The organism is Sphaerotilus natans (assembly GCF_900156335.1).
GTDB classification, from domain to species: Bacteria; Pseudomonadota; Gammaproteobacteria; order Burkholderiales; family Burkholderiaceae_C; genus Sphaerotilus; species Sphaerotilus natans.
On record NZ_FTMZ01000001.1, the window covers coordinates 282,253 to 302,211 of the forward strand.

20 protein-coding genes are annotated in these 19,959 nt (G+C 68.5%); 7 read left to right on the plus strand and 13 right to left on the minus strand.

Translation table 11 applies throughout. From position 1 onward, the window contains the following. Positions 1-40: 40 nt before the first annotated feature. The 3 genes from BW996_RS01325 to BW996_RS01335 all read left to right on the plus strand — a co-directional run bounded on the left by BW996_RS01325 (position 41) and on the right by BW996_RS01335 (position 1,805). Positions 41-1,132, plus strand: coding sequence for an HlyD family secretion protein (locus tag BW996_RS01325; RefSeq protein WP_037485403.1), 1,092 nt, complete (start codon positions 41-43; stop codon positions 1,130-1,132). A 32-nt stretch (positions 1,133-1,164) separates the two neighbouring features. Further along, positions 1,165-1,512: a DUF190 domain-containing protein gene (locus BW996_RS01330; protein ID WP_037485401.1), complete on the plus strand. Its 348-nt coding sequence runs from the start codon at positions 1,165-1,167 to the stop codon at positions 1,510-1,512. An 83-nt stretch (positions 1,513-1,595) separates the two neighbouring features. Continuing rightward, the gene (locus BW996_RS01335) at positions 1,596-1,805 is read left to right on the plus strand and encodes a hypothetical protein (protein ID WP_139330685.1); all 210 of its coding nucleotides are present in this window, start codon (positions 1,596-1,598) and stop codon (positions 1,803-1,805) included. Positions 1,806-1,849: 44 nt separating this feature from the next. On the opposite strand, the gene ftsB is transcribed toward BW996_RS01335, so the two are convergent. The 6 genes from ftsB to panB all read right to left on the minus strand — a co-directional run bounded on the left by ftsB (position 1,850) and on the right by panB (position 8,016). Beyond that, positions 1,850-2,143 carry a cell division protein FtsB gene (gene ftsB, locus BW996_RS01340; protein ID WP_037485397.1) on the minus strand — a complete coding sequence of 98 codons (294 nt, stop codon included), beginning with the start codon at positions 2,141-2,143 and terminating at the stop codon, positions 1,850-1,852. A gap of 16 nt (positions 2,144-2,159) precedes the next feature. Then, positions 2,160-3,443 (minus strand): phosphopyruvate hydratase, encoded by a 1,284-nt coding sequence (gene eno / locus BW996_RS01345; RefSeq protein ID WP_037485395.1) that lies wholly within the window; start codon positions 3,441-3,443, stop codon positions 2,160-2,162. A 118-nt stretch (positions 3,444-3,561) separates the two neighbouring features. Then, a complete protein-coding gene (gene kdsA, locus BW996_RS01350; protein ID WP_037485392.1) occupies positions 3,562-4,419 on the minus strand; it encodes a 3-deoxy-8-phosphooctulonate synthase in 858 nt (285 codons plus the stop codon). A gap of 35 nt (positions 4,420-4,454) precedes the next feature. Next, positions 4,455-6,107, minus strand: coding sequence for a CTP synthase (gene pyrG, locus BW996_RS01355; protein WP_037485390.1), 1,653 nt, complete (start codon positions 6,105-6,107; stop codon positions 4,455-4,457). Between the two features lie 160 nt (positions 6,108-6,267). After that, entirely contained in the window at positions 6,268-7,119 is an 852-nt protein-coding gene (gene panC / locus BW996_RS01360; protein ID WP_037485388.1) for a pantoate--beta-alanine ligase, read from the minus strand. A 39-nt stretch (positions 7,120-7,158) separates the two neighbouring features. Further along, positions 7,159-8,016 carry a 3-methyl-2-oxobutanoate hydroxymethyltransferase gene (gene panB, locus BW996_RS01365; RefSeq protein ID WP_037485385.1) on the minus strand — a complete coding sequence of 286 codons (858 nt, stop codon included), beginning with the start codon at positions 8,014-8,016 and terminating at the stop codon, positions 7,159-7,161. 138 nt (positions 8,017-8,154) lie between these two features. Here panB and BW996_RS01370 point away from each other — a divergent pair, with 138 nt between their 5' ends. Then, entirely contained in the window at positions 8,155-8,772 is a 618-nt protein-coding gene (locus tag BW996_RS01370) for a DUF938 domain-containing protein (protein ID WP_037485383.1), read from the plus strand. Positions 8,773-8,973: 201 nt separating this feature from the next. Here BW996_RS01370 and BW996_RS21160 read toward each other — a convergent pair whose 3' ends face one another. Continuing rightward, positions 8,974-9,159: a hypothetical protein gene (locus tag BW996_RS21160; RefSeq protein ID WP_139330686.1), complete on the minus strand. Its 186-nt coding sequence runs from the start codon at positions 9,157-9,159 to the stop codon at positions 8,974-8,976. Between the two features lie 35 nt (positions 9,160-9,194). On the opposite strand from BW996_RS21160, the gene BW996_RS01375 reads away from it, so the two are divergent. Beyond that, positions 9,195-11,528, plus strand: a complete 2,334-nt coding sequence (locus tag BW996_RS01375) for an HzsA-related protein (RefSeq protein WP_139330687.1) — start codon at positions 9,195-9,197, stop codon at positions 11,526-11,528. Here the strand turns inward: BW996_RS01375 and BW996_RS01380 are convergent. The 3 genes from BW996_RS01380 to mutS are packed head-to-tail and all read right to left on the minus strand — an operon-like array spanning position 11,504 to position 15,815. After that, positions 11,504-12,370 carry an alpha/beta fold hydrolase gene (locus BW996_RS01380; RefSeq protein WP_051632257.1) on the minus strand — a complete coding sequence of 289 codons (867 nt, stop codon included), beginning with the start codon at positions 12,368-12,370 and terminating at the stop codon, positions 11,504-11,506. The two genes, BW996_RS01375 and BW996_RS01380, sit on opposite strands and share 25 nt — an antisense overlap. Before the next feature lie 5 nt (positions 12,371-12,375). Beyond that, positions 12,376-13,209, minus strand: coding sequence for a proteasome-type protease (locus tag BW996_RS01385; protein ID WP_037485377.1), 834 nt, complete (start codon positions 13,207-13,209; stop codon positions 12,376-12,378). After that, positions 13,206-15,815 carry a DNA mismatch repair protein MutS gene (gene mutS / locus BW996_RS01390; protein WP_139330688.1) on the minus strand — a complete coding sequence of 870 codons (2,610 nt, stop codon included), beginning with the start codon at positions 15,813-15,815 and terminating at the stop codon, positions 13,206-13,208. Before mutS ends, BW996_RS01385 begins: the two co-directional genes overlap by 4 nt. A gap of 329 nt (positions 15,816-16,144) precedes the next feature. On the opposite strand from mutS, the gene BW996_RS01395 reads away from it, so the two are divergent. Next, positions 16,145-17,488, plus strand: a complete 1,344-nt coding sequence (locus BW996_RS01395) for a tyrosine-type recombinase/integrase (protein ID WP_037485371.1) — start codon at positions 16,145-16,147, stop codon at positions 17,486-17,488. Between the two features lie 56 nt (positions 17,489-17,544). Here the strand turns inward: BW996_RS01395 and BW996_RS01400 are convergent, their stop codons facing one another. Continuing rightward, positions 17,545-18,939: a phage antirepressor N-terminal domain-containing protein gene (locus BW996_RS01400; protein WP_051632256.1), complete on the minus strand. Its 1,395-nt coding sequence runs from the start codon at positions 18,937-18,939 to the stop codon at positions 17,545-17,547. After that, positions 18,936-19,163 (minus strand): hypothetical protein, encoded by a 228-nt coding sequence (locus BW996_RS21165; protein ID WP_139330689.1) that lies wholly within the window; start codon positions 19,161-19,163, stop codon positions 18,936-18,938. Before BW996_RS21165 ends, BW996_RS01400 begins: the two co-directional genes overlap by 4 nt. Before the next feature lie 376 nt (positions 19,164-19,539). Here BW996_RS21165 and BW996_RS01405 point away from each other — a divergent pair, with 376 nt between their 5' ends. After that, positions 19,540-19,719: a phage antirepressor N-terminal domain-containing protein gene (locus BW996_RS01405; protein WP_076458476.1), complete on the plus strand. Its 180-nt coding sequence runs from the start codon at positions 19,540-19,542 to the stop codon at positions 19,717-19,719. Here BW996_RS01405 and BW996_RS01410 read toward each other — a convergent pair. Beyond that, the gene (locus BW996_RS01410; RefSeq protein WP_076458478.1) at positions 19,716-19,958 is read right to left on the minus strand and encodes a helix-turn-helix transcriptional regulator; all 243 of its coding nucleotides are present in this window, start codon (positions 19,956-19,958) and stop codon (positions 19,716-19,718) included. The two genes, BW996_RS01405 and BW996_RS01410, sit on opposite strands and share 4 nt — an antisense overlap. Between the last annotated feature and the right edge of the window lies 1 nt (position 19,959).

Below are 19,959 nucleotides of genomic sequence, written 5' to 3' on the forward strand. Positions count from 1 at the left end.
GCCTCCACCCTTCGCCTCCCCGATCTCCTGGACAACGCCCATGGCTTTCTCTCTCCCAGCGCGCTTGGTTGGCGCAACCCTGCTCGTCAGCGCCACGGCCTCCGCAGCCTGGGTGTACAGCCGCAGCACCCCTGAGGTCGCCTGGCAAGCCACCGATGACGCCTATGTCGAGGCGGACTACACCCAGGTTGCCTCGCGCTTGGCCGGCACCGTGGCCCAGGTGCTGGTAGCGGACAACCAGACCGTGCATGCTGGCGACCTGCTGGCCGTGCTGGACGACCGCGATGCACGCGTGGCGCTGGACAGCGCCAAGGCACAAGTGCTCAGTGCCGAGGCGGCCTTGAGCAGCTTGCAGGCCCAGCTGGCGCGCCAGAACAGCCTGCGGGCCCAGGCCCGCGCCACCCTGGCAGCCGACGAGGCCGCCATCGCGCTGGCCGACGCCAACCGCCACCGCTTTGCCAACATGGCGCGCGACGGCTCCGGCACCCTGCAGGCTCAACAGCAGGCCGATGCGCAATGGCAGGTGCAGCAAGCCAACCACGACAAGGACCAGGCCGCACTGCAAGGTGTCGATCAGCAAAGCGCCGTGATCCAGGCCGAGGTGGAGAAGGCCCGCGCTGCGGTGCTGGCCGCCCAAAGCCAGCTCAAGGGTGCTGAGCTGAACCTGTCGTACACACAGATCAAGGCTCCGGCCGACGGCGTGGTGGCTCAGTTCAGTGTGCGCGTGGGCGCTTATGTGCAGCCCGGCAAGGCGCTGCTGGCCGTGGTGCCGCTGCGCGACGTCTACGTGACGGCCAACTTCCGCGAGACGCAGCTGGCGCGCATGCGCCCTGGCCAGGCCGTGCGGCTGACGGTGGATGCCCTGCCGGGCGTTCCTTTTACCGGCAAGGTCAGCAGCTTGGCACCCGCCAGTGGCTTGAGCTTCTCGCCGCTGCCGGCGCACAACGCCACGGGCAACTTCACCAAGATCGTGCAACGCCTGCCGGTGCGCATCAAGATCGACGAGAACAACCCCCAGCGCGCGTTGCTGCGTGTGGGCATGTCGGTGCGGCCCGAAGTGGATGTGCGTGCGCCCGCGCAGGCCGACAGTCTCAGACAGCACGAGGGTGCCATGCGTCTGAGCCTGCGCTGAGTACCTTGCGGCACGACGACAGGAGCAGCCCGATGCAAGGCTACCAAGTCACCTTCTTCACGCAGCAGGACCGCGTGCATGACCATGAACCGCTGGCGCAATGGCTGCTCGCCCAGGCACGCGCGCTGGGCATCCGGGGCGCTACCCTCAACGGCTCGTTGCAGGGCCTGGGCCATGACGGCCATGTCCATGCGGTCACGATGTTCGACCTGGGCGACCAGCCGGTGCAGGTGACGATGGTCGTGAATGACGCCGAAAATGAGCGGCTGTTTGCGCATCTGGCCGCCAGCGGCGTGCAGATCTTCTACATGCGCAGCGCCGTCGAGTTCGGCACGCTGGGCATGCCCGCCGAGGCCTCTGGCGCCCGCGCACAGCGCTGACCCAGTCATGGGCAGCACACCCCCCATCGCCATCGTCGGTGCCTCGCTGGCCGGGCTCACCCTGGCACTGGCCTGTGCCAGCGATGACCGGAAACGGTTTCTCCGCTGGCGTGGACGATGCTGCCGCGCTGGCGGGCTTGCTGGCCGCCCAGCCGCATCCGTCATCGGTGCCCGCGGTCCTGGACCGGTACCAGTCGGTGCGCCTGCCCGACATCCACACTCTGGTGGGCCACTCGATGAGGCTGAGCACCGAGTTCGTGCGTTATGCGGCGGGTATCCGCTCGGTGCGGTAGTCGGAACTTGCCCAGCATCATCGGGGCCGCCCCGCCGGGGCGGCTCAGGGCGAGGCCGTCGCGGCGCTGCCCTGCGGATACTGGACCAGGATCTCGTCGGGCTTGACCATGCCGAGCTCGCGGCGGGCGCGCTCCTCGATGATCTCGGTGCCCTCGCGCAGGTCGCGGATCTCGGCCCGCAGCTGCTCGTTGCGCACCCGCGCCTCGGCATTGCGGGCCTGCCGTTCGGCGACCAGCGCCGAGAGCTCGTCCACGCGCGGCATGCCGTGTTCACCGAACCAGAGTCCGGCCTGGGTCAGCCCCAGCAGGGCCACAAGGGTCACGGTCACGATGCGCATGGCGAGCCGGGACCGTTCAGCGCAGGTTGTAGAACGCGCTGCGGCCCGGGTAGACGGCGATCTCGCCCAGGTCTTCCTCGATGCGCAGCAGCTGGTTGTACTTGGCGATGCGGTCCGAACGGCTCATCGAGCCGGTCTTGATCTGGCCGGCGTTCAGGCCGACGGCGATGTCGGAGATCGTCGAGTCCTCGGTCTCGCCCGAGCGGTGCGAGATCACGGCGGTGTAGCCGGCGCGCTTGGCCATCTCGATGGCGGCGAAGGTTTCCGACAGCGTGCCGATCTGGTTGATCTTGATGAGGATCGAGTTGGCGATGCCCTTGTCGATGCCTTCCTTCAGGATCTTCGTGTTGGTCACGAACAGGTCGTCGCCGACCAGCTGGACCTTCTGGCCCAGACGCTCGGTCAGGTGAGCCCAGCCGGCCCAGTCGCCCTCGTGCATGCCGTCCTCGATCGAGATGATCGGGTACTTGTCGCACCAGGTGGCCAGCATGTCGGTCCACTGCTCGGCCGTCAGCTGCAGGCCTTCGCCGTCGAGGTGGTACTTGCCGTCCTTGTAGAACTCGCTGGCGGCGCAGTCCAGGCCCAGGGCGATCTGGTCGCCGGCGCGGTAGCCGGCCTTCTCGACGGCTTCCAGGATCAGCTGGATGGCGGCCTCATGGCTCTCGACGCTCGGGGCGAAGCCGCCCTCGTCGCCGACGGCGGTGGACATGCCCTTGTCGTGGATGATCTTCTTCAGCGCGTGGAAGACCTCGGCGCCCCAGCGGACGGCTTCACGGAAGGTGGGGGCACCGACCGGGATGATCATCAGCTCTTGCAGGTCGAGGTTGTTGTTGGCGTGGGCGCCGCCGTTGATGACGTTCATCATCGGCACCGGCAGCTGCACGCCGCCCATGCCGCCGAAGTAGCGGTACAGCGGCAGACCGGATTCCTCGGCGGCGGCGCGGGCCACGGCCATCGACACGGCCAGCATCGCGTTGGCGCCCAGGCGCGACTTGTTGTCGGTGCCGTCGAGGTCGATCAGGGTCTTGTCCAGGAAGGCCTGCTCGGCCGCGTCCAGGCCCAGCACCGCTTCCGAGATCTCGGTGTTGATGTTCTGGACGGCGTTGAGCACGCCCTTGCCCAGGTAGCGGCTCTTGTCGCCGTCGCGCAGCTCGATGGCTTCGCGCGAGCCGGTGGACGCGCCGCTCGGCACGGCCGCACGGCCCATCACGCCGCTTTCCAGCAGCACGTCGCATTCGATGGTGGGATTGCCGCGGCTGTCGAGGATCTCGCGGCCGACGATGTCTACGATGGCACTCATGGGTCTACTCCTGTTTCAACTGTCGAATATCGAATACCGAATATCGAGTTCGGGGAAGCGGAACGGCGTGCATGGTGCCCGCACGCCGTTACCCGTGCTGAACATTCCTGCCGCAGCTTCAGCACGAAAAATCGTTTTCGAGCAAAGGTTGCGCCTTGACCACGCGGTCGATCGCCACCAGTTGCTCCAGCAGCACACGCATGTGCCTGAGCGGCACCGCGTTCGGGCCGTCGGAGAAGGCCTCGGCCGGGCGCGGATGCGTCTCCATGAAGAGACCGGCCACACCGACGCCCACGCCTGCGCGGGCCAGCACCGGCACCATCTCGCGCGCGCCGCCGCTGGCCTGTCCCAGGCCGCCGGGCTTCTGCACCGAGTGGGTGACGTCGAAGACGACCGGCGCGCCGGAGTTGCGCATCTCGGCCAGGCTGGTCATGTCGGCCACCAGGTTGTTGTAGCCGAAGCTCACGCCGCGCTCGCAGGCCAGGAAGCGGTCCTCCGACAGGCCAGCCTCGCGGGCGGCGGCGCGAGCCTTGTCGATGACGTTCTTCATGTCCCAGGGCGCGAGGAACTGGCCCTTCTTGATGTTCACCGGCTTGCCGCTGCGCGCGACCGCATGGATGAAGTCGGTCTGCCGGCACAGGAAGGCCGGCGTCTGCAGCACGTCGACCACGCTGGCGACCTCGGGGATCTGCGCCTCGTCATGCACGTCGGTGATGACGGGCAGGCCGGTCTGGCGGCGCACCTCGTCGAGGATCTTCAGGCCCGCGTCGATGCCGACGCCACGCCGGCTGGTGCCCGACGAGCGGTTGGCCTTGTCGAAGGAGCCCTTGTAGATCAGCGGGATGCCCAGCGCGGCGCAGGCCTCCTGGAGCTGGCCGGCGACCTCGAGGCTCAGCGCGAGGCTCTCGATCGAGCAGGTGCCGGCGATCAGGAAGAAGGGCCGGTCCAGGCCGGCTTCGAATCCGCAGAGTTGCATGATGGTGGAGCCTGCCTGGCCTCGGATTGCGGGTTTCAGTTCGCGTTGCGCTTCTTGTGCTGCAGCGCCGCCTCGATGTAGCTGATGAACAGCGGGTGGCCGTCCCAGGGCGTCGACTTGAATTCCGGGTGGAACTGCACGCCGACGAACCACGGATGCACCTCGCGCGGCAGCTCGACCATCTCGGTGAGCTTCTCGCGCTGGGTGATGGCCGAGATCACCAGGCCGGCGTCCTGCAGGCGCTGCAGGTACTTCTCGTTGGCCTCGAAGCGGTGGCGGTGGCGCTCGGTGACGACCGGGCCGTAGATCTCGTGCGCGATCGTGCCGGGCTTGACGTCGGAGGACTGCGCGCCCAGACGCATCGTGCCGCCGAGGTCGGAGTTGGCGTCGCGCTTCTGGATGGTGCCGTCGGCGTCCTGCCACTCGTCGATCAGTGCGATCACCGGATGCGGCGTCTCGGGCTCGAACTCGGTCGAGTTGGCGTCCGCCAGGCCCGCCATGTGGCGCGCGTACTCGATGGTGGCGACCTGCATGCCGAGGCAGATGCCCAGGTAGGGAATGCCGTTCTCGCGGGCGTGCTGGGCGGCGAGGATCTTGCCCTCGATGCCGCGCTTGCCGAAGCCGCCCGGCACCAGGATGGCGTCGTAGCGGTCGAGGTCGCCGGCGCTCTCGGCCGTCAGCTTCTCCGAGTCCACGTACTCGATGTTGACCTTGACGTGGTGGTGGATGCCGGCGTGGCGCAGCGCCTCGTTGAGCGACTTGTACGAGTCCGACAGCTCGGTGTACTTTCCCGCCATCGCGATCGTGACCTCGCCCTTCGGGTTCTCGACCTCATTGACCAGGCGGTCCCAGCGCTTGAGGTTGGCCGGGCGGGTGAAGAGCTGCAGCTTCATGCAGATCAGCTCGTCCAGGCCCTGCTCGTGGAGCATGCGCGGCACCTTGTAGATGGTGTCGGCATCCCACACCGAGATCACGCCGTGGCGCGCGACGTTGGTGAACAGCGAGATCTTCTCGCGCTCCTCGTCGGGAATCGGGCGGTCGGCGCGGCACAGCAGCGCGTCGGGCTGGATGCCGATCTCGCGCATCTTCTGCACCGTGTGCTGGGTCGGCTTGGTCTTGAGCTCGCCGGCCGCGGCGATGTAGGGCACGTAGGTCAGGTGCACGAAGGCGGCGTTCTGCGGGCCGAGCTTGAGCGCCATCTGGCGCACGGCCTCGAGGAAGGGCAGCGACTCGATGTCGCCCACCGTGCCGCCGATCTCGACGATGGCCACGTCGACCGCGTCGGGCGTGCCCACGCCGGCGCCGCGCTTGACGTACTCCTGGATCTCATTGGTGACGTGCGGGATCACCTGCACCGTCTTGCCGAGGTAGTCGCCGCGTCGCTCCTTCTCCAGCACGGCCGTGTAGATCTGGCCGCTGGTGAAGTTGTTGGACTTGCGCATGCGCGTCGTGATGAAGCGCTCGTAGTGGCCCAGGTCGAGGTCGGTCTCGGCACCGTCATCGGTGACGAACACCTCGCCGTGCTGGAACGGCGACATCGTGCCCGGGTCGACGTTCAGGTACGGATCGAGCTTGATCAGCGTGACCTTCAGGCCGCGTGATTCGAGGATGGCCGCCAGAGAGGCCGCGGCGATGCCCTTGCCGAGCGAGGACATCACGCCGCCGGTGACGAAGACGAACTTGGTCATGTGAAGCGGCCCTCCCTTGGGCGCGTCGCGGGCGCCGCGGGTGGGCGCAGGGGACACATTTCAGGAGGGCCGTGGTGGTAAAACGAGATTATAGGCGGCAGGCCGCGCCCCGGCGAAGGGCGTCCTTCGCGCCGGGGCTTGGGGCCGCGCGGTCAGGCCCTCAGATCTCGAGGTTGTCGATCAGCCGCGTCGTGCCCAGCCGGGCTGCGGCCAGCGCCACCAGCGGCACGTCGGCGGCCAGGTCCTCGGGCGAGGGCGGCAGCAGGTCGGCGCGGCGGCGCAGCGTCAGGTAGTCGGGCTGCCAGCCGCGCGCGGCCAGCGCGTCGGTGGCGCGCCGCTCGATGCCGGCGAGATCGCGATCGCCCGCGCGCACCGCCTCGCGCATCGCCTGCAGCGCCAGCGACAGCTGCACCGATTCGGCCCGCTCGGTCTCGCCCAGATAGCCGTTGCGCGACGACAGCGCCAGGCCGTCGCCGGCGCGCGAGGTCTCGGCCGCGACGATCTGTACCGGCAGCGCGAACTGCTCGACCATGCGCCGGATCACCATCAGCTGCTGGTAGTCCTTCTTGCCGAAGACCGCCACCTGCGGCTGCACGCACTGCAGCAGCTTCATCACCACGGTGCACACGCCGGTGAAGAAGCCGGGGCGGAAGTGGCCTTCGAGCAGGTCGGCCAGCGCCGGGTCGGGCAGCACCTTGAAGGTCTGCGGCTGCGGGTACAGCTCGGCCTCGTCGGGCGCGAAGACGATGTCGCAGCCGGCGCCCTCGAGCAGCTCGCAGTCGCGCGCCAGCGTGCGCGGGTAGCGGTCGAAGTCCTCGTTCGGACCGAACTGCAGCCGGTTGACGAAGATGCTGGCCACGACCGGCACGGCCGGGCCGACCTGCGCACGCGCCTGCCGGATCAGGCTCAGGTGGCCGTCGTGCAGATTGCCCATCGTCGGCACGAAGGCGGGGCGGGCGGTGGGGCCGGCCAGCGCGGCGCGCAGCTCGGCGAGGGTGTGGATGACGCGCATCGGGCGGTGTTCTCGGTGGGCCGGTGGAAGCGCCGGACTTCAGTCGGCGGAATACGCGTGCGCGACCCGGTCGGGGAAGGTGCCGTCCTTGACCGCGGCGACATAGCGCCGCATCGCGTCGCCGATGCTGCCGCCCTCGAGCATGAAGTTGCGCACGAAGCGCGGCAGTCTGCCACGGGTGGCGCCGAGCATGTCGTGCATCACCAGCACCTGGCCGGCGGTGTCGGGGCCGGCGCCGATGCCGATGGTCATCAGGCCGGGGCTGTCGGCCTGCACCGCGGCGGCGACCTCGGTGGGCATCAGCTCCAGCACCATCATCGCGGCGCCGGCGTCGGCCAGCTCCTTGGCCTGGCGACGCAGCACCGCCGCGCCGTCGGCGTCGCGGCCCTGCACCCGGTAGCCGCCCAGCGCATGCACGCTCTGCGGCGTCAGGCCCAGGTGCGCGCACACCGGCACGCCGCGCTCGACCAGGAAGCGGGTCGTCTCGGCGGTCCAGCCGCCGCCTTCGAGCTTGACCATCTGCGCGCCGGCCTGCATCAGCATCTCGGCCGAGGCCATGGCCTGCGACGGGCCCTGCTGGTAGCTGCCGAAGGGCAGGTCGGCGATCAGCCAGGCCGCGCCGCCGTGCTGCAGGCCGCGTGCCACGCAGCGGGTGTGGTAGGCCATCTCGGCCAGCGTGACCGGCAGCGTGCTGCTGTGGCCCTGCAGCAACATGCCCAGCGAATCGCCGACCAGCAGCGTGTCCAGGCCGGATTCATCGGCCAGACGCGCGAAAGTGGCATCGTAGGCGGTCAGCATCGTGATCTTTTCACGGCGGGCATGCATCGCGCGCAGTGAATGCAGCGTCACCGGCTTGCGCTGACCGGGGTTCGCGGTGGGCTGGACATGGGAACTCAAATCTGTCTCCAGACGAAATTGTGCGAGAACCGGCCCTCTTTTTCGAGGACCGCGGCATTCTAGTCAGGCGTGCTGCGCTGCAGCAGTGGTACCTTTCCGGGCCCGTACCGATCATCACCGCCGACCGATACCGCCATCATGACCGTGGACAAGCCCCATGCGCCCGCCTGCGACCGCAATCGCGAGCCCATTCTGGCGGTGCTGCGCGCCCTGTACGCCGACCGCCGCTCGGTGCTGGAGATCGGCAGCGGCACCGGACAGCACGCGGTGCATTTTGCCGCCGCGCTGCCGCACCTGCGCTGGCAGACCTCCGACCTGAAGGCTCAGCTGCCCGGCATCTGCCTGTGGCTGGCCGACCGGATGCTGCCCAACACGCCGCCGCCGATCTGTCTCGATGTCGACAGCCTCTGGCCGGCGCGCCGCTTCGACGCGGTCTACACCGCCAACACGCTGCACATCCTGTCCTGGGCCCAGGTGCAGGCGCTGTTCGAGCATCTGCCGGCTGTCCTCGAGGCCGACGGCCTCTTCACGGTGTACGGCCCGTTTCGTTATGACGGCGCGCACACCAGCGACAGCAATGCCGCCTTCGACGCGGCGCTGCGCGCGGCCGATCCGCTGCGGGGCGTGCGCGACTTCGAGGCGGTGGCCGCGCTGGCCCGCGAGGCTGGCCTCGAACTGCTCGAGGACCGCGCGATGCCGGCCCACAACCGCTGCATCACCTGGCGGCGCAGCGTCCCCGCCGCCACGGATCTGTGAGATTTCCTGTTTCTGAGGGATTTCTGAAGTCCTCCGCAATGATCTGCGCCGAATCGGTCTGATCCACATCAAACGCGCAGGAATTCACGCCACCGTCCTCGACTTGAGGCGCACTGGTGAGAATCGCTCTCGCCTCGAAACGCCGCTTGCCACTGCTTACCGCCGGTGTCGAGACGTGCGGTCACACCTGCCGCTGCCTGCTCACCAGTGGCCTACAGCGCTGATACAGATGCTTTCCAGAATCCGGCCTCGCTGATCACGGCGGCCCTCCAGTTCCGATGGGGCGCGCCGAAACACCGGTAATTTCACCGGATTCGATAAATCAATCGGCTGGAAGATGCCCTGTCGCCCGCTGTCCACCCAGGTGCGGGATTGCAGGAATTGCATGCGTGCATGCAGCAGTAGTTGAGCTGAGGCCCGAAATGTCCACCCTTCTTTTCCCGTCCCAACGTCGTCCTGCCGTGCTGGCGCTGACCCTCTGCCAGATCGCGGTGCTGAGCGCCTGTGGCGGCGGCAGCGGCGATGACGAGATCCCCCTGGCCAGCGCGTCGAGCGCCACGGCCGAGACCCTGGCTGCGCCCGAGGCGCAGGCGCAGGCGGTGCGCACGGTCTCGACCCGCACCAGCACCGTGACGCTCACGCCGGTCAGCACCAGCACCACGGTGACGACGCCTGCCGCCACCACGCCTGCGGCGACCACCTCCACCACGGTCGCTGCCGCGGCCACTGGCACGCTGACCAACCCGATCCTGTTCGTCACCCAGGTGCCGTTCACCACCACGGTCGACATGGCGACCCGGCTGGGCACCTTCGCCAACCACATCCCGCAGATCCAGCGTGCGCCCCGTGGCGGCGACCTGATGATCCGCTACCCCGACGGCACGCTGCGCAACCTGACCAAGGAGGCCGGCTTTGGCATGGACGGCCTGCAGGGCGACAAGGCGATCGCGGTGCGCGAGCCCAGCGTGCACTGGAGCGGCACCAAGGCGCTGATCAGCATGGTGGTCGGCGCGCCGACCCGCCAGTACTACGACGTCGACGTGAAGTGGCAGATCTACGAGGTCACCGGTCTGGCCAAGGGCGCGACCGTCAAGATCACCAAGGTCGCCAACCAGCCGGCCGCCTACAACAATGTCTCGCCGCTGTACGGCACCGACGACCGCATCCTGTTCACCTCCGACCGTCCGCGCGGTGGCGAGGCGCATCTGTATCCGCAGCTCGACGAGTACGAGAGCACGCCGACCAACACCGGCGTGTGGCGCCTGAACCCCACCACGGCGGAGCTCAAGCTGCTGAGCCACTCGGTCAGCGGCGCCTTCACGCCCTTCATCGACAGCGCCGGGCGCATCGTCTTCACCCGCTGGGATCACCTCAAGCGCGACCAGAACACCAGCGGCCTGGGTGCGGTGAACTACGCCAGCGAGGCCTCGGGTGCCGCGAAGCTGGCCAGCGCCAGCGAGGTCTTCCCCGAGCCGCTGGGCAGCAGCGCCAGCAGCTACGGCCCGGTCAACGGCCATGACTTCAATCTGTTCTCGCCCTGGCAGATGAACGAGGACGGCACCGGCGAAGAGACCCTCAACCACATCGGCCGCCACGAGCTGACGCCGACGCTGTTCACCCGCAGCTTCTCCAGCGACAGCGCGCTGCGCGACTACTACAGCGACGGCTACGCGGCCAACAAGAAGACCATCCGCCATGACGGCGGCGTCTACCAGATCCGCGAGGATCTGCGCAATCCCGGCACCTTCTACGGCATCTACGGCCGCGAGTTCAACGAGCTGGGCGCGAGCCAGATCGTGCGCTTCACCGGCGGCGTCGGCATGAATGCCGAGCAGATGGTGTTCACCGATGCCAGCGATTCCACGCTGGCGACCGGCCGCTACCGCTCGCCCACGCCGCTGGCCGACGGCCAGATGGTGGCCAGCTATGCGCCGAGCGTGACGGTGGGTGCCTTCCAGAACGCCCGCTTCACCGTGCGGCTGCTGGGCTACAACGCCACCACGGCCCAGTACACCTCGGGCACCTCGCTGACCGGCGGCATCAGCAAGACGGTGAGCTGGTGGGATCCGGACACCAAGAAGAGCTACAGCGGTCCGCTGTGGGAGCTCGATCCGGTCGAGGTCGTCGCCCGCACCCGCCCGACGATGCGCACCGAGTCGGCCCTGTCGGCGCCCGAGAAGGCCATCCTGGCCGAGGAGGGCATCAGCGAGACCGCGCTGCGCGCCTGGATGAAGACCAACAACCTGGCGCTGATCGTCACCCGCAACCAGACCTCGCGCGACCGCGCCGACAAGCAGCAGCCCTACAACCTGCAGGTGCCCGGCGGCACGAAGCGGGTCGGCAACACCGGCAAGGTCTACGACATCGCGCATTACCAGATCCTGCAGGCCGATTCGGTGCGTGGCTACACCAGCCGCTCGGGGCGTCGTCCGATCGCGCAGCCGATTCCCGCGACGGTGACCGGCAAGAACGTGCCCAACACCTCCGGCCCGAGCGGCAGCGTGAAGATCGCCGCCGATGGCTCGACCGCGGCCTTCGTGCCGGCCAACCGCGCGGTGACCTGGCAGACGACCGACACCGTCGGCACGCCGGTGGTTCGCGAGCGGGTCTGGATCACCTTCCAGCCGGGCGAGGTGCGGGTCTGCGCCTCCTGCCACGGCGTCAACAAGGCCGACCAGGCTGGTCTGGCCGCGCCGGTCAACAAGCCCGAGGCGCTGCGTGCGCTGGTGCGCTACTGGAACACGCTGCCCAAGTGAGCGTCCGCGGCCGTGGCCTGCCGGCCCGGCAGGCCCGCCAGCATCTCCAGCACCCGCCGGGCGGCCTCGCCCGGCTTTTCCATGGGGAATAGATGGCTGCCCTCGATCCACTGCAGCCGCTCGCCCACCAGCCGGCGGGTGGCGGCCAGTCCGGCCTGGCGCAGCTCGCGCGATTCGGTGCCGGCCAGGAAGGCGATCGGGCAGCGCGGCGGGTGGCGCGACAGCAGCCGCTCCAGCGTGTGGGGCAGCGTGTCGTAGATGCGCGCCTCGATCTGGCGGTCGAAGGCCAGCCGCACGCCGTCCGCGTCGGTGCGGCCGGCCGCCACCAGGCCGCAGGCCAGGTAGTCGTCGAGCACGCCCGGCGCCCAGCGCGCGAAGATCGACTTGGCGCCGAAATGCGCCCGCGCGGCATCCACCGAGGGCCAGTGCATGCGCCGTCGTGCGGCGATGCGCCCCGGCGAGACCCGCGCGATCAGCCGGGTCGCCTTGGCCAGCCGCACGCTCTGCGCGCGCCAGCCGCCGACCACCGGCGCGTCCAGCAGCAGCACCGCGTCGGCCAGATCCGGGCGATGCAGGGCGGCCTTCAGGCTGAGCAGCCCGCCCATCGAGTGCCCGATCAGCACCCGCGGTCCTGGCGTGACCGGCAGGCCGCTGGCGAAGCCGATCAGCTGGTCGCGCAGCCGCGGCCAGTTGCTGCTGACCGGATGCGCCGGATCGTGGCCGTACATCGGCAGCGCCTCGACCCGCCAGCCGGCCTCGCGCCAGACCTCGAGCATCTGGCGGTAGGTGCCGGCGGGAAAGCCGTTGCCGTGGCTGAAGATGATCGTGCCGGGCGCTTCCATCGCGCTCAGACGATCTTCTCGCCCGGGTGGGTGATCTTGCGCATCGTCTCGTAGCGCTCGGACTCGACCATCAGCGGGAACTCGGCCGTGGTGCCGTCGCCGTTCCAGGCCGGGTGCTCGATGCCCTCGAACACCTCGCGCAGGCGCTGGCCCCAGGTGTCGTGGATCATCTTGAAGTACGGATTCTTCTCGTCGATGCAGACGATGCGCTCGGCCTTCAGGTCGCCGTTGCGGTAGACCAGCAGGTCCAGCGGCAGGCCGACCGACAGGTTGGACTTCAGCGTCGAGTCCATCGACACCAGCGCGCACTTGGCCGCCTCGTCCAGCGGCGTGCTGGGCGTGAGCACGCGGTCCAGGATCGGCTTGCCGTACTTCGATTCGCCCACCTGGAAGAAGCAGGTCTCGCGGGTGGCCTCGATGAAGTTGCCGGCCGAGTAGACCAGGAACAGGCGCATGCCTTCCTCGCCGATCTGGCCGCCGAAGATCATCGAGCAGTTGAAGTCGATGCCGGCCGCGCGCAGCGCCGGGCCGTCGGTCTCGTAGACCCGGCGCACCGCCGCGCCCAGCACCCGGGTGGCGTCGAACATGCTCTTGGCGTTCCAGATGGTGATCGGCTCGCCGCCGTCGGCCGCCGGGATCTTCTCGACCTGCAGGATCTCTCGCACCGACTGCGAGATCGACAGGTTGCCTGCCGACAGCAGCACCATGCAGCGGTCGCCGGCCTTCTCGTAGACCATCATCTTGCGGAAGGTGCTGATCGCGTCGAGTCCGGCGTTGGTGCGCGAATCGGAGAGGAAGACGAGGCCGGCGTTGAGCCGGATGCCGACACAGTAGGTCATGACGGGGTGCGGGCGGCCAGGGCCCGGAGTTGATAGAGCGCGTCGAGCGCGGAACGGGGAGTGAGGGTATCAGGGTCGAGCGCGCGCAGCGCCTGCAGCACCTCGGCCGCGAGCGGGTCCGGGGGCGGGGCGGTGGCCGCCGGCGCAGGCTCCGGCTCGGGCTCCGGCGGGGTGGCGAACAGATCGATCTGCGTCTCGTGGGCGTGCTTCTGCGCTTCGAGCTGCTCCAGCGTCTGGCGCGCCTGGCGCAGCACCGCCGGCGGCATGCCCGCCAGCCGCGCCACCTGCACGCCGTAGCTGCGGCTCGCCGGCCCCGGCTCGATCGCGTGCAGGAAGACGATGTCGTCGCCCGACTCGGCCGCCGAGACGTGCATGTTCAGCGCCTGGCGGTGCGTGGCCGGGAACTCGGTCAGCTCGAAGTAATGGGTGGCGAACAGCGCGAAGGCGCGGTTGCGGTCGTGCAGGTGGCTGGCGATCGCGCCGGCCAGCGCCAGACCGTCGAAGGTCGAGGTGCCGCGGCCGATCTCGTCCATCAGCACCAGCGAGTGCTCGGTGGCGCCGTGCAGGATGGCGGCGGCCTCGGTCATCTCCATCATGAAGGTGGACTGGGCGTTGGCCAGGTCGTCGGCGGCGCCGATGCGGGTGTGGATCGCGTCCACCGGCCCGAGCCGGCAGCGCGCGGCCGGCACGAAGGAGCCGATCGCCGCCAGCAGCACCGTCAGCGCCACCTGGCGCATGAAGGTGCTCTTGCCGCCCATGTTCGGCCCGGTGATGACCAGCATGCGCCGCGCCGCGTCGAGCCGGCAGTCGTTGGGGATGAAGCTGCCCGCGCCCGACTCGGCCAGCCGCGCCTCGACCACCGGATGGCGGCCGCGCTCGATCTCGATGCAGGGCTGCGGCACGAAGTCCGGCCGGCACCAGTCGAGCGTGCGCGCGCGCTCGGCCAGGGCGGCGAGCACGTCCAGCGAGGCCAGCGCGCGGCCCAGCTCGGCTAGCGCCGCCAGGTGCGGCTGCAGCGCGTCGAGCAGCTGCTCCCACAGCCACTTCTCGCGCGCCAGCGCCCGCTCCTGCGCCGAGAGCGCCTTGTCCTCGAAGGCCTTGAGCTCGGGCGTGATGTAGCGCTCGGCGTTCTTCAGCGTCTGGCGGCGCTGGTAGTTCAGCGGCACCTTGTCCACCTGCCCGGTGGTGACCTCGATGTAGAAGCCGTGCACCTTGTTGTACTGCACGCGCAGGTTCGGGATGCCGGTGCGCAGCCGCTCGCGCGCCTCCATCTCCAGCAGGAAGGCGTCGCAGTTGGACGAGATGGCGCGCAGCTCGTCCAGGTCCGGGTCGAAGCCGGCGGCGATCACGCCGCCGTCGCGCAGCAGCACCGCCGGCTCCGGCGCGACGGCGCGGTGCAGCAGCTCGGCGATGGCCGCGTCGGGCGTGAGCGCGGCGTGCAGCTCGGCCAGCAGCGCGCCGTCCTCGGGCACCTGGCGGCGCAGCTCGGGCAGCACCGCCAGCGTCTCGCGCAGGCCGGCGAGCTCGCGCGGGCGCACCTGGCGCAGCGCGGCGCGCGCGCTGGTGCGCTGCACGTCGCTGACCTGGCGCAGCGCCTCGCGCAGCGGCTCGACCGCGTGCGTGGCCTGCAGCACCTCGATGGCCTCATGGCGCCGGCGCGCCGGCTCGCGCTCGCGCGGCGGGTGCGTCAGCCACTGGCGCAGCATGCGGCTGCCCATGCCGGTGCGGCAGCTGTCGAGCAGGCTCAGCAGCGTTGGTGCGGTCTCGCCTTTGAGCGTCTGGAGGATCTCGAGGTTGCGCAGCGTCGCTGGCGGCAGCTCCAGCAGCGCGTGCGCGCGCTCGACCGTCAGCGTGCTGACATGCGACAGCGCCCGGCCCTGGGTGTGCTCGGCATAGCCCAGCAGCGCGGAGGCGGCGGCGTGCGCGGCGTGCAGGTCCTGCGCGTTGAAGCCGGCCAGGTGCGCGACCTTGAGCTGCTCGCGCAGCTTGCGCTCGCCCAGCGCCGGATCGAACTGCCAGTGCGGCCGCGAGGTCAGCGGCACGCCGGCCTGGCGCAGCGCCAGCGGCTGGCGCTCCTCGTGCAGCTCGCCGCTGACGAGCACCTCGGCCGGCGCCAGCCGCGACAGCCAGGCCGCCAGCTCGCGCTCGCCGCATTCGGTCAGGCCGAGCTGGCCGCTGGCCAGCGCCAGCCATGCCAGGCCGTAGACCGGCTGCGCGGCCGGTCCGCGCACCGCCAGCGCCAGCAGCCGGGTGTCGCGGCGCTCGTCGAGCAGCTCGGTGTCGGTCACCGTGCCCGGCGTGACCACGCGCACCACCTTGCGCTCGACCGGCCCCTTGCTCGCGCCCACCTCGCCGACCTGCTCGGCGATCGCCACCGCCTCGCCCAGGCGGATCAGCCGCGCCAGATAGTTCTCGACCGCATGCACCGGCACGCCGGCCATCACCACCGGCTCGCCCGCGCTCTGGCCGCGGGTGGTGAGCGTCACGTCCAGCAGCTGGTTGGCGCGGCGCGCGTCGTCGTAGAACAGCTCGTAGAAGTCCCCCATGCGGTAGAACACCAGCGTGTCGGGGAAATCGGCCTTGATGCGCAGGTACTGCTGCATCATAGGAGTATGAGAATTTGAAAGAACATTCATCGTCGTTTTTCTTATTGCGTAGATTTTTCGAGCTGTTCTGACAATCTCATTGGAGAACACCCCAATCGCATAGCTGTGCGATGGTGGCGATCTGTGGCTTTGCCTCTAGGGTCGTCAAAGAACAAATCAGCATGCATAAGAACAAAAATCCACCAATGCGCCTCACTGCGCCTTTGGCCTCTGCGTAGGTAATGGATGCGATGAATTTGGAAGCTACGCGGCTCGTTCTTGCCGGTGCGTAGCTTTTCGGCGTCCTACAATCGACCGCGAAACTTCACGCCGATTGAAGGAGGACGATTATGGTGTTCGACGCCCGTGCCGCGAAGATGCTTGCGCACGGAGAGCACATCGTAGTCCCGGAGTGTCCGGGTCTGCGACTGGTTGCGACTGAGAGTCGCAAGAGCTGGATCTACCGCTACCGCTCGCCTGAGGACGGGCGGATGCGGCAGATCAAGCTGGGCGAGTGGCCGGCAATGCCGATCGCACGCGCCATGGCACTGTGGGACGATGCCCGCCAGCAGCGCGAGGCAGGAATCGACCTGGCGAAGCGCCGCAAGGAGGCGCGCGCCCAAGAGAAGCTGGCTCGCCAGTCTGCCCGACAGCCTGGCACTCCTGCGCGGCCTGGCGTAGCTGTGACCGTGCTGGGACTGGCCTTGCAGTACGCCGAGCTGTACGCCAAGCCGCGGCGCAAGGAGAAGGGCTACAAGGAGCTGGTCAGGCTCGTGAACAGCCTGCTTGGTGATGTCGGGATGCTTGAGCCGACCGAAGTCACTCGCGGCATTGCCTTCGATCTGATCGATCGGCACTCCAAGGAGCGGCCGGTGTTGGCCATGTCGCTGCGCCGCGAACTCGGGTCAACCTGGGAGTGGGCCATCGACAGCGGCAGGCTTCCCGAAGACACGCCGAACTGGTGGCGCATCGTCCTGAAAGGGAAGATCTCAAGCAAGGGCAGGGTGATCGACGGCGTGCACCAAGGCGCACCAGTGAAGCGGGCGCTTTCGTTCCGCGAGGTCGGGACCATCCTGCGCGAAATGCGATTCATCTCCCCAGTCATCCGCGACCTGCTGACGCTCTACCTGTGGACAGGGTGTCGGGGCGCAGAGATCGTCCAGATGGAGGGCGCAGAGATCTCCCGCGATGAGCGCGGGGCGCTGTGGTGGGTCATCCCGCGGGCCAAGATCAAGATGGCCCGGAACCCGCTGGCGATGGACCTTCGCGTGCCGCTGATCGGGCGCGCGTGCGAAATCGTCGTGGCGCGCGTTGAGCAGTACGGGCAGGGCTACCTGTTCCCGGCCCGCCCAGGGGCTCGGATCGGGCACGTCGCCCAGAAGAACGTGGGTGTCGCGGTCTACAACCACGCCAAGCGCTGCAGGATCAGGCCTGAGCTGGAGCGCATGCGGTGGTCGGTTGACGACTGGGCGCCCCACGATCTCAGGCGCACCGTCCGGACCTGCCTGTCATCGATCGGATGCAGCAGTGATGTTGCAGAGGCGGTCCTTGGCCACCTGCCCGGCGGTGATGAGGCGGTCTACGATCGGCACGACTACAGCGAGAGTCGTCGAGAGTGGCTCACCAAGCTCGTCGCCGAGTTCGAGCGGCACGAGGCAGACCCAGATGCCGTGATGGCGCGGCCTGCGGCCTGATCGCCCTCGCTTGAGGGTGGTGGGGGCGCCGGCAGCGCCCCCATCCCGTGATCCGCTTAGCTGCGGGTCTGGTTCGCGGCCAGCCGCTCAATCTCGTCGGCACCAGAGATGACCGCCGAGTGCGCCATCGCCGCGAGGTCGTGCGTGATCCCGGCCGGCATGTCGGGGCGCGTTGCAGCGGACAGCAGCGTCACAGCATCCCGCAGGTACCCCAGGGACAAGTTGATCGCCTCCCCATGGTTGATGCCCTTGGACGGCCGCGCAGCCGGGGGCAGCGCCACAGATGGCGGCGCTGCCGGTGCAGGGCTCGGCGGGTTCACTGCAGACTGCCCCCGACCCATCCAACGGTCAACGATCTCTGCACGGGCCTTGGTGTCGTAGCCCGCGAACAGGATCATGCACTCGCGCTGGGGCAGCCGGTAGATCTTGTGAACCTGGCTGTTCTCCGGGTAGTAGTGGGTGTCCTCGAATCTGGAGGGGGCCAGCGGCCCGTACAGCTCGATCAGCATCAGCCGGATGTCCCGCATGATGTAGTCGTGACGCTTGCCCGTCAGGTCGCGGATCTCCACGCTGGACATGGTGGCCTGGCCCGAGCCGAACACCTTGGACAGGGTGGCGATGTACTGCGTCGTGCCCTCAGGCGCCGGACTGGCCTGCATGACGGCCTCGTGCGCCATCGCGGCATCCATGTCGCCGAACAACTTGTGGACCTGCGCCCCGAAGCGAAGGTCAATCCACGCCGCGTAGCGCAGGGCAACGAGACGGGAACCGTATGACCCGCCGGCTCGGCCCTGCTGAGTGTGAACTGCGCAGATCGCTTGGGGCTCACCACGCGCTCCGCGGTCCAGAGCCGCGACAAACGCCTGAGTCTCTGCAGCACGAAGAAAGCTGCTGGGCCGGTGTGCCTCGGTGGCGCATCCGTCAGCCATGGCGACCTTGTGCAGGTCGTTCAGGGAGTAGCGGCCGTGCCCGTCCTGGCGGACGCTGATGCCAATGATCGTGATGGCCGGCGAATCGGCGTGCGCGGTGCGCTCCGATCCCTCCACCGTCTGTTCTGGCGGGACCAGCTGCAGGACGCCCTGTTCGGCCTCGGGCCGGCTCAGGCCGAAGTGACGCGCCAGCACCGCGTAGCACTCGCGCCTGTACCAGTTCATCCGCTCGCGCAGCTCTTCGCGAACACGGGCCACGTCCACGCCGAACAGCCAGCCGTTCAGGCGGTCGAGGGGAAGAAAAACAATCCTGCGAGTTTGGGCGTCACTGGGGAGCTGCGTGGTCATCATGACCACGCAGCTCATCAGCTCGGGGTCACGGTGAATGCGCTTGCGCTGACTGGGCCAGTCCAAGCCCAGCGCCTCGCAGATGGGACGGATCGCCACGAAGGGCGCCCCGTTGACCAGGACGGCCGACAGGCTCATGTCGTGGAAGGGGATGGTCTGGATGACGCCGTTCATTGCGCACCCCCGGTACGGTCAGAGGTGATCAGCTCGAAGGCGCGGGCCTTCAGCTCGGCACGACGTGCAGCCCGGCGGGCAGCGTTGCGCTCGGCAAGCTTGCGAGCCAGCCGCAGGGCATAGGCACGAGCGTACTCGGCAACAGGGGCAGGGCGGGGGGTGGGTTGCGCAGGAAGGCGCAGCGTGATGCGGCCCGATGCGGGCGCGGTGGTGGTGTCAGCCATGACGGTTCCATTTCTACGGGTGTTGAACCTGCCGCCACTCACGCCAATGAGGGGCGGCAGACCGTGTGGGGTTGGCGTACCGGGAAATGGGACCGGCGCATCCGAAGATGCCCCCACACGGCCCGCCATAGACGGAACCATGCAGCACAGCATCACGCCATCAGGACGTGAAAAAGCCGCGTCGGGCGCGGCTGCTGCGCCATTTCTACCGGGACGCCAATCCCGTATCACTGTTTTTTGCAGTGACGGCGAGAATTTAGCCCGATTGGCGCAGATGTGTCAACGATCTTCGTTGGAACTTGCAACGCGATGCCGACGGGCAGTTTAGGCGAATTTTCGCCATAAAAGAATGTTGGGATAGTCTTTTTTGATCGTGATGCTGACGCCGGGCGGCATCATCGCGCGTGTCATGCACTCGACTGGCTCCGACGGCAAGCAGTACCGGATGCCGTGCCTTCCCCTCGACCGCCTGAACGGCTGGCTGTTCGGCGTGGACGTGGCCCGTGTTTGCGAAGAGCTGCGCGAGCGGCTGGTCTGGTGCCGGCGCGAGTGCTAGGAGCCTGTCGGCGGGGGCAGGAGGCTGCTGGTCGGCAGGTTGCGCAGGCAGTCTGCCAGCTCTTCGACCAGCCACAGGGCGCTGCCGCCAAGCTGTCGCGCCTGAGGCAGCAGGCCGGCGGCCACATACCGCTCGAAGGAACTGAGGCCGACCCCGATCATCGCGGCAGCTTCTTCCCGGCGCACCGACAGCGGAGTGATCGGGCGAGTCTGCTTGTTCTGGCTTTTCTTTGTGCTCATG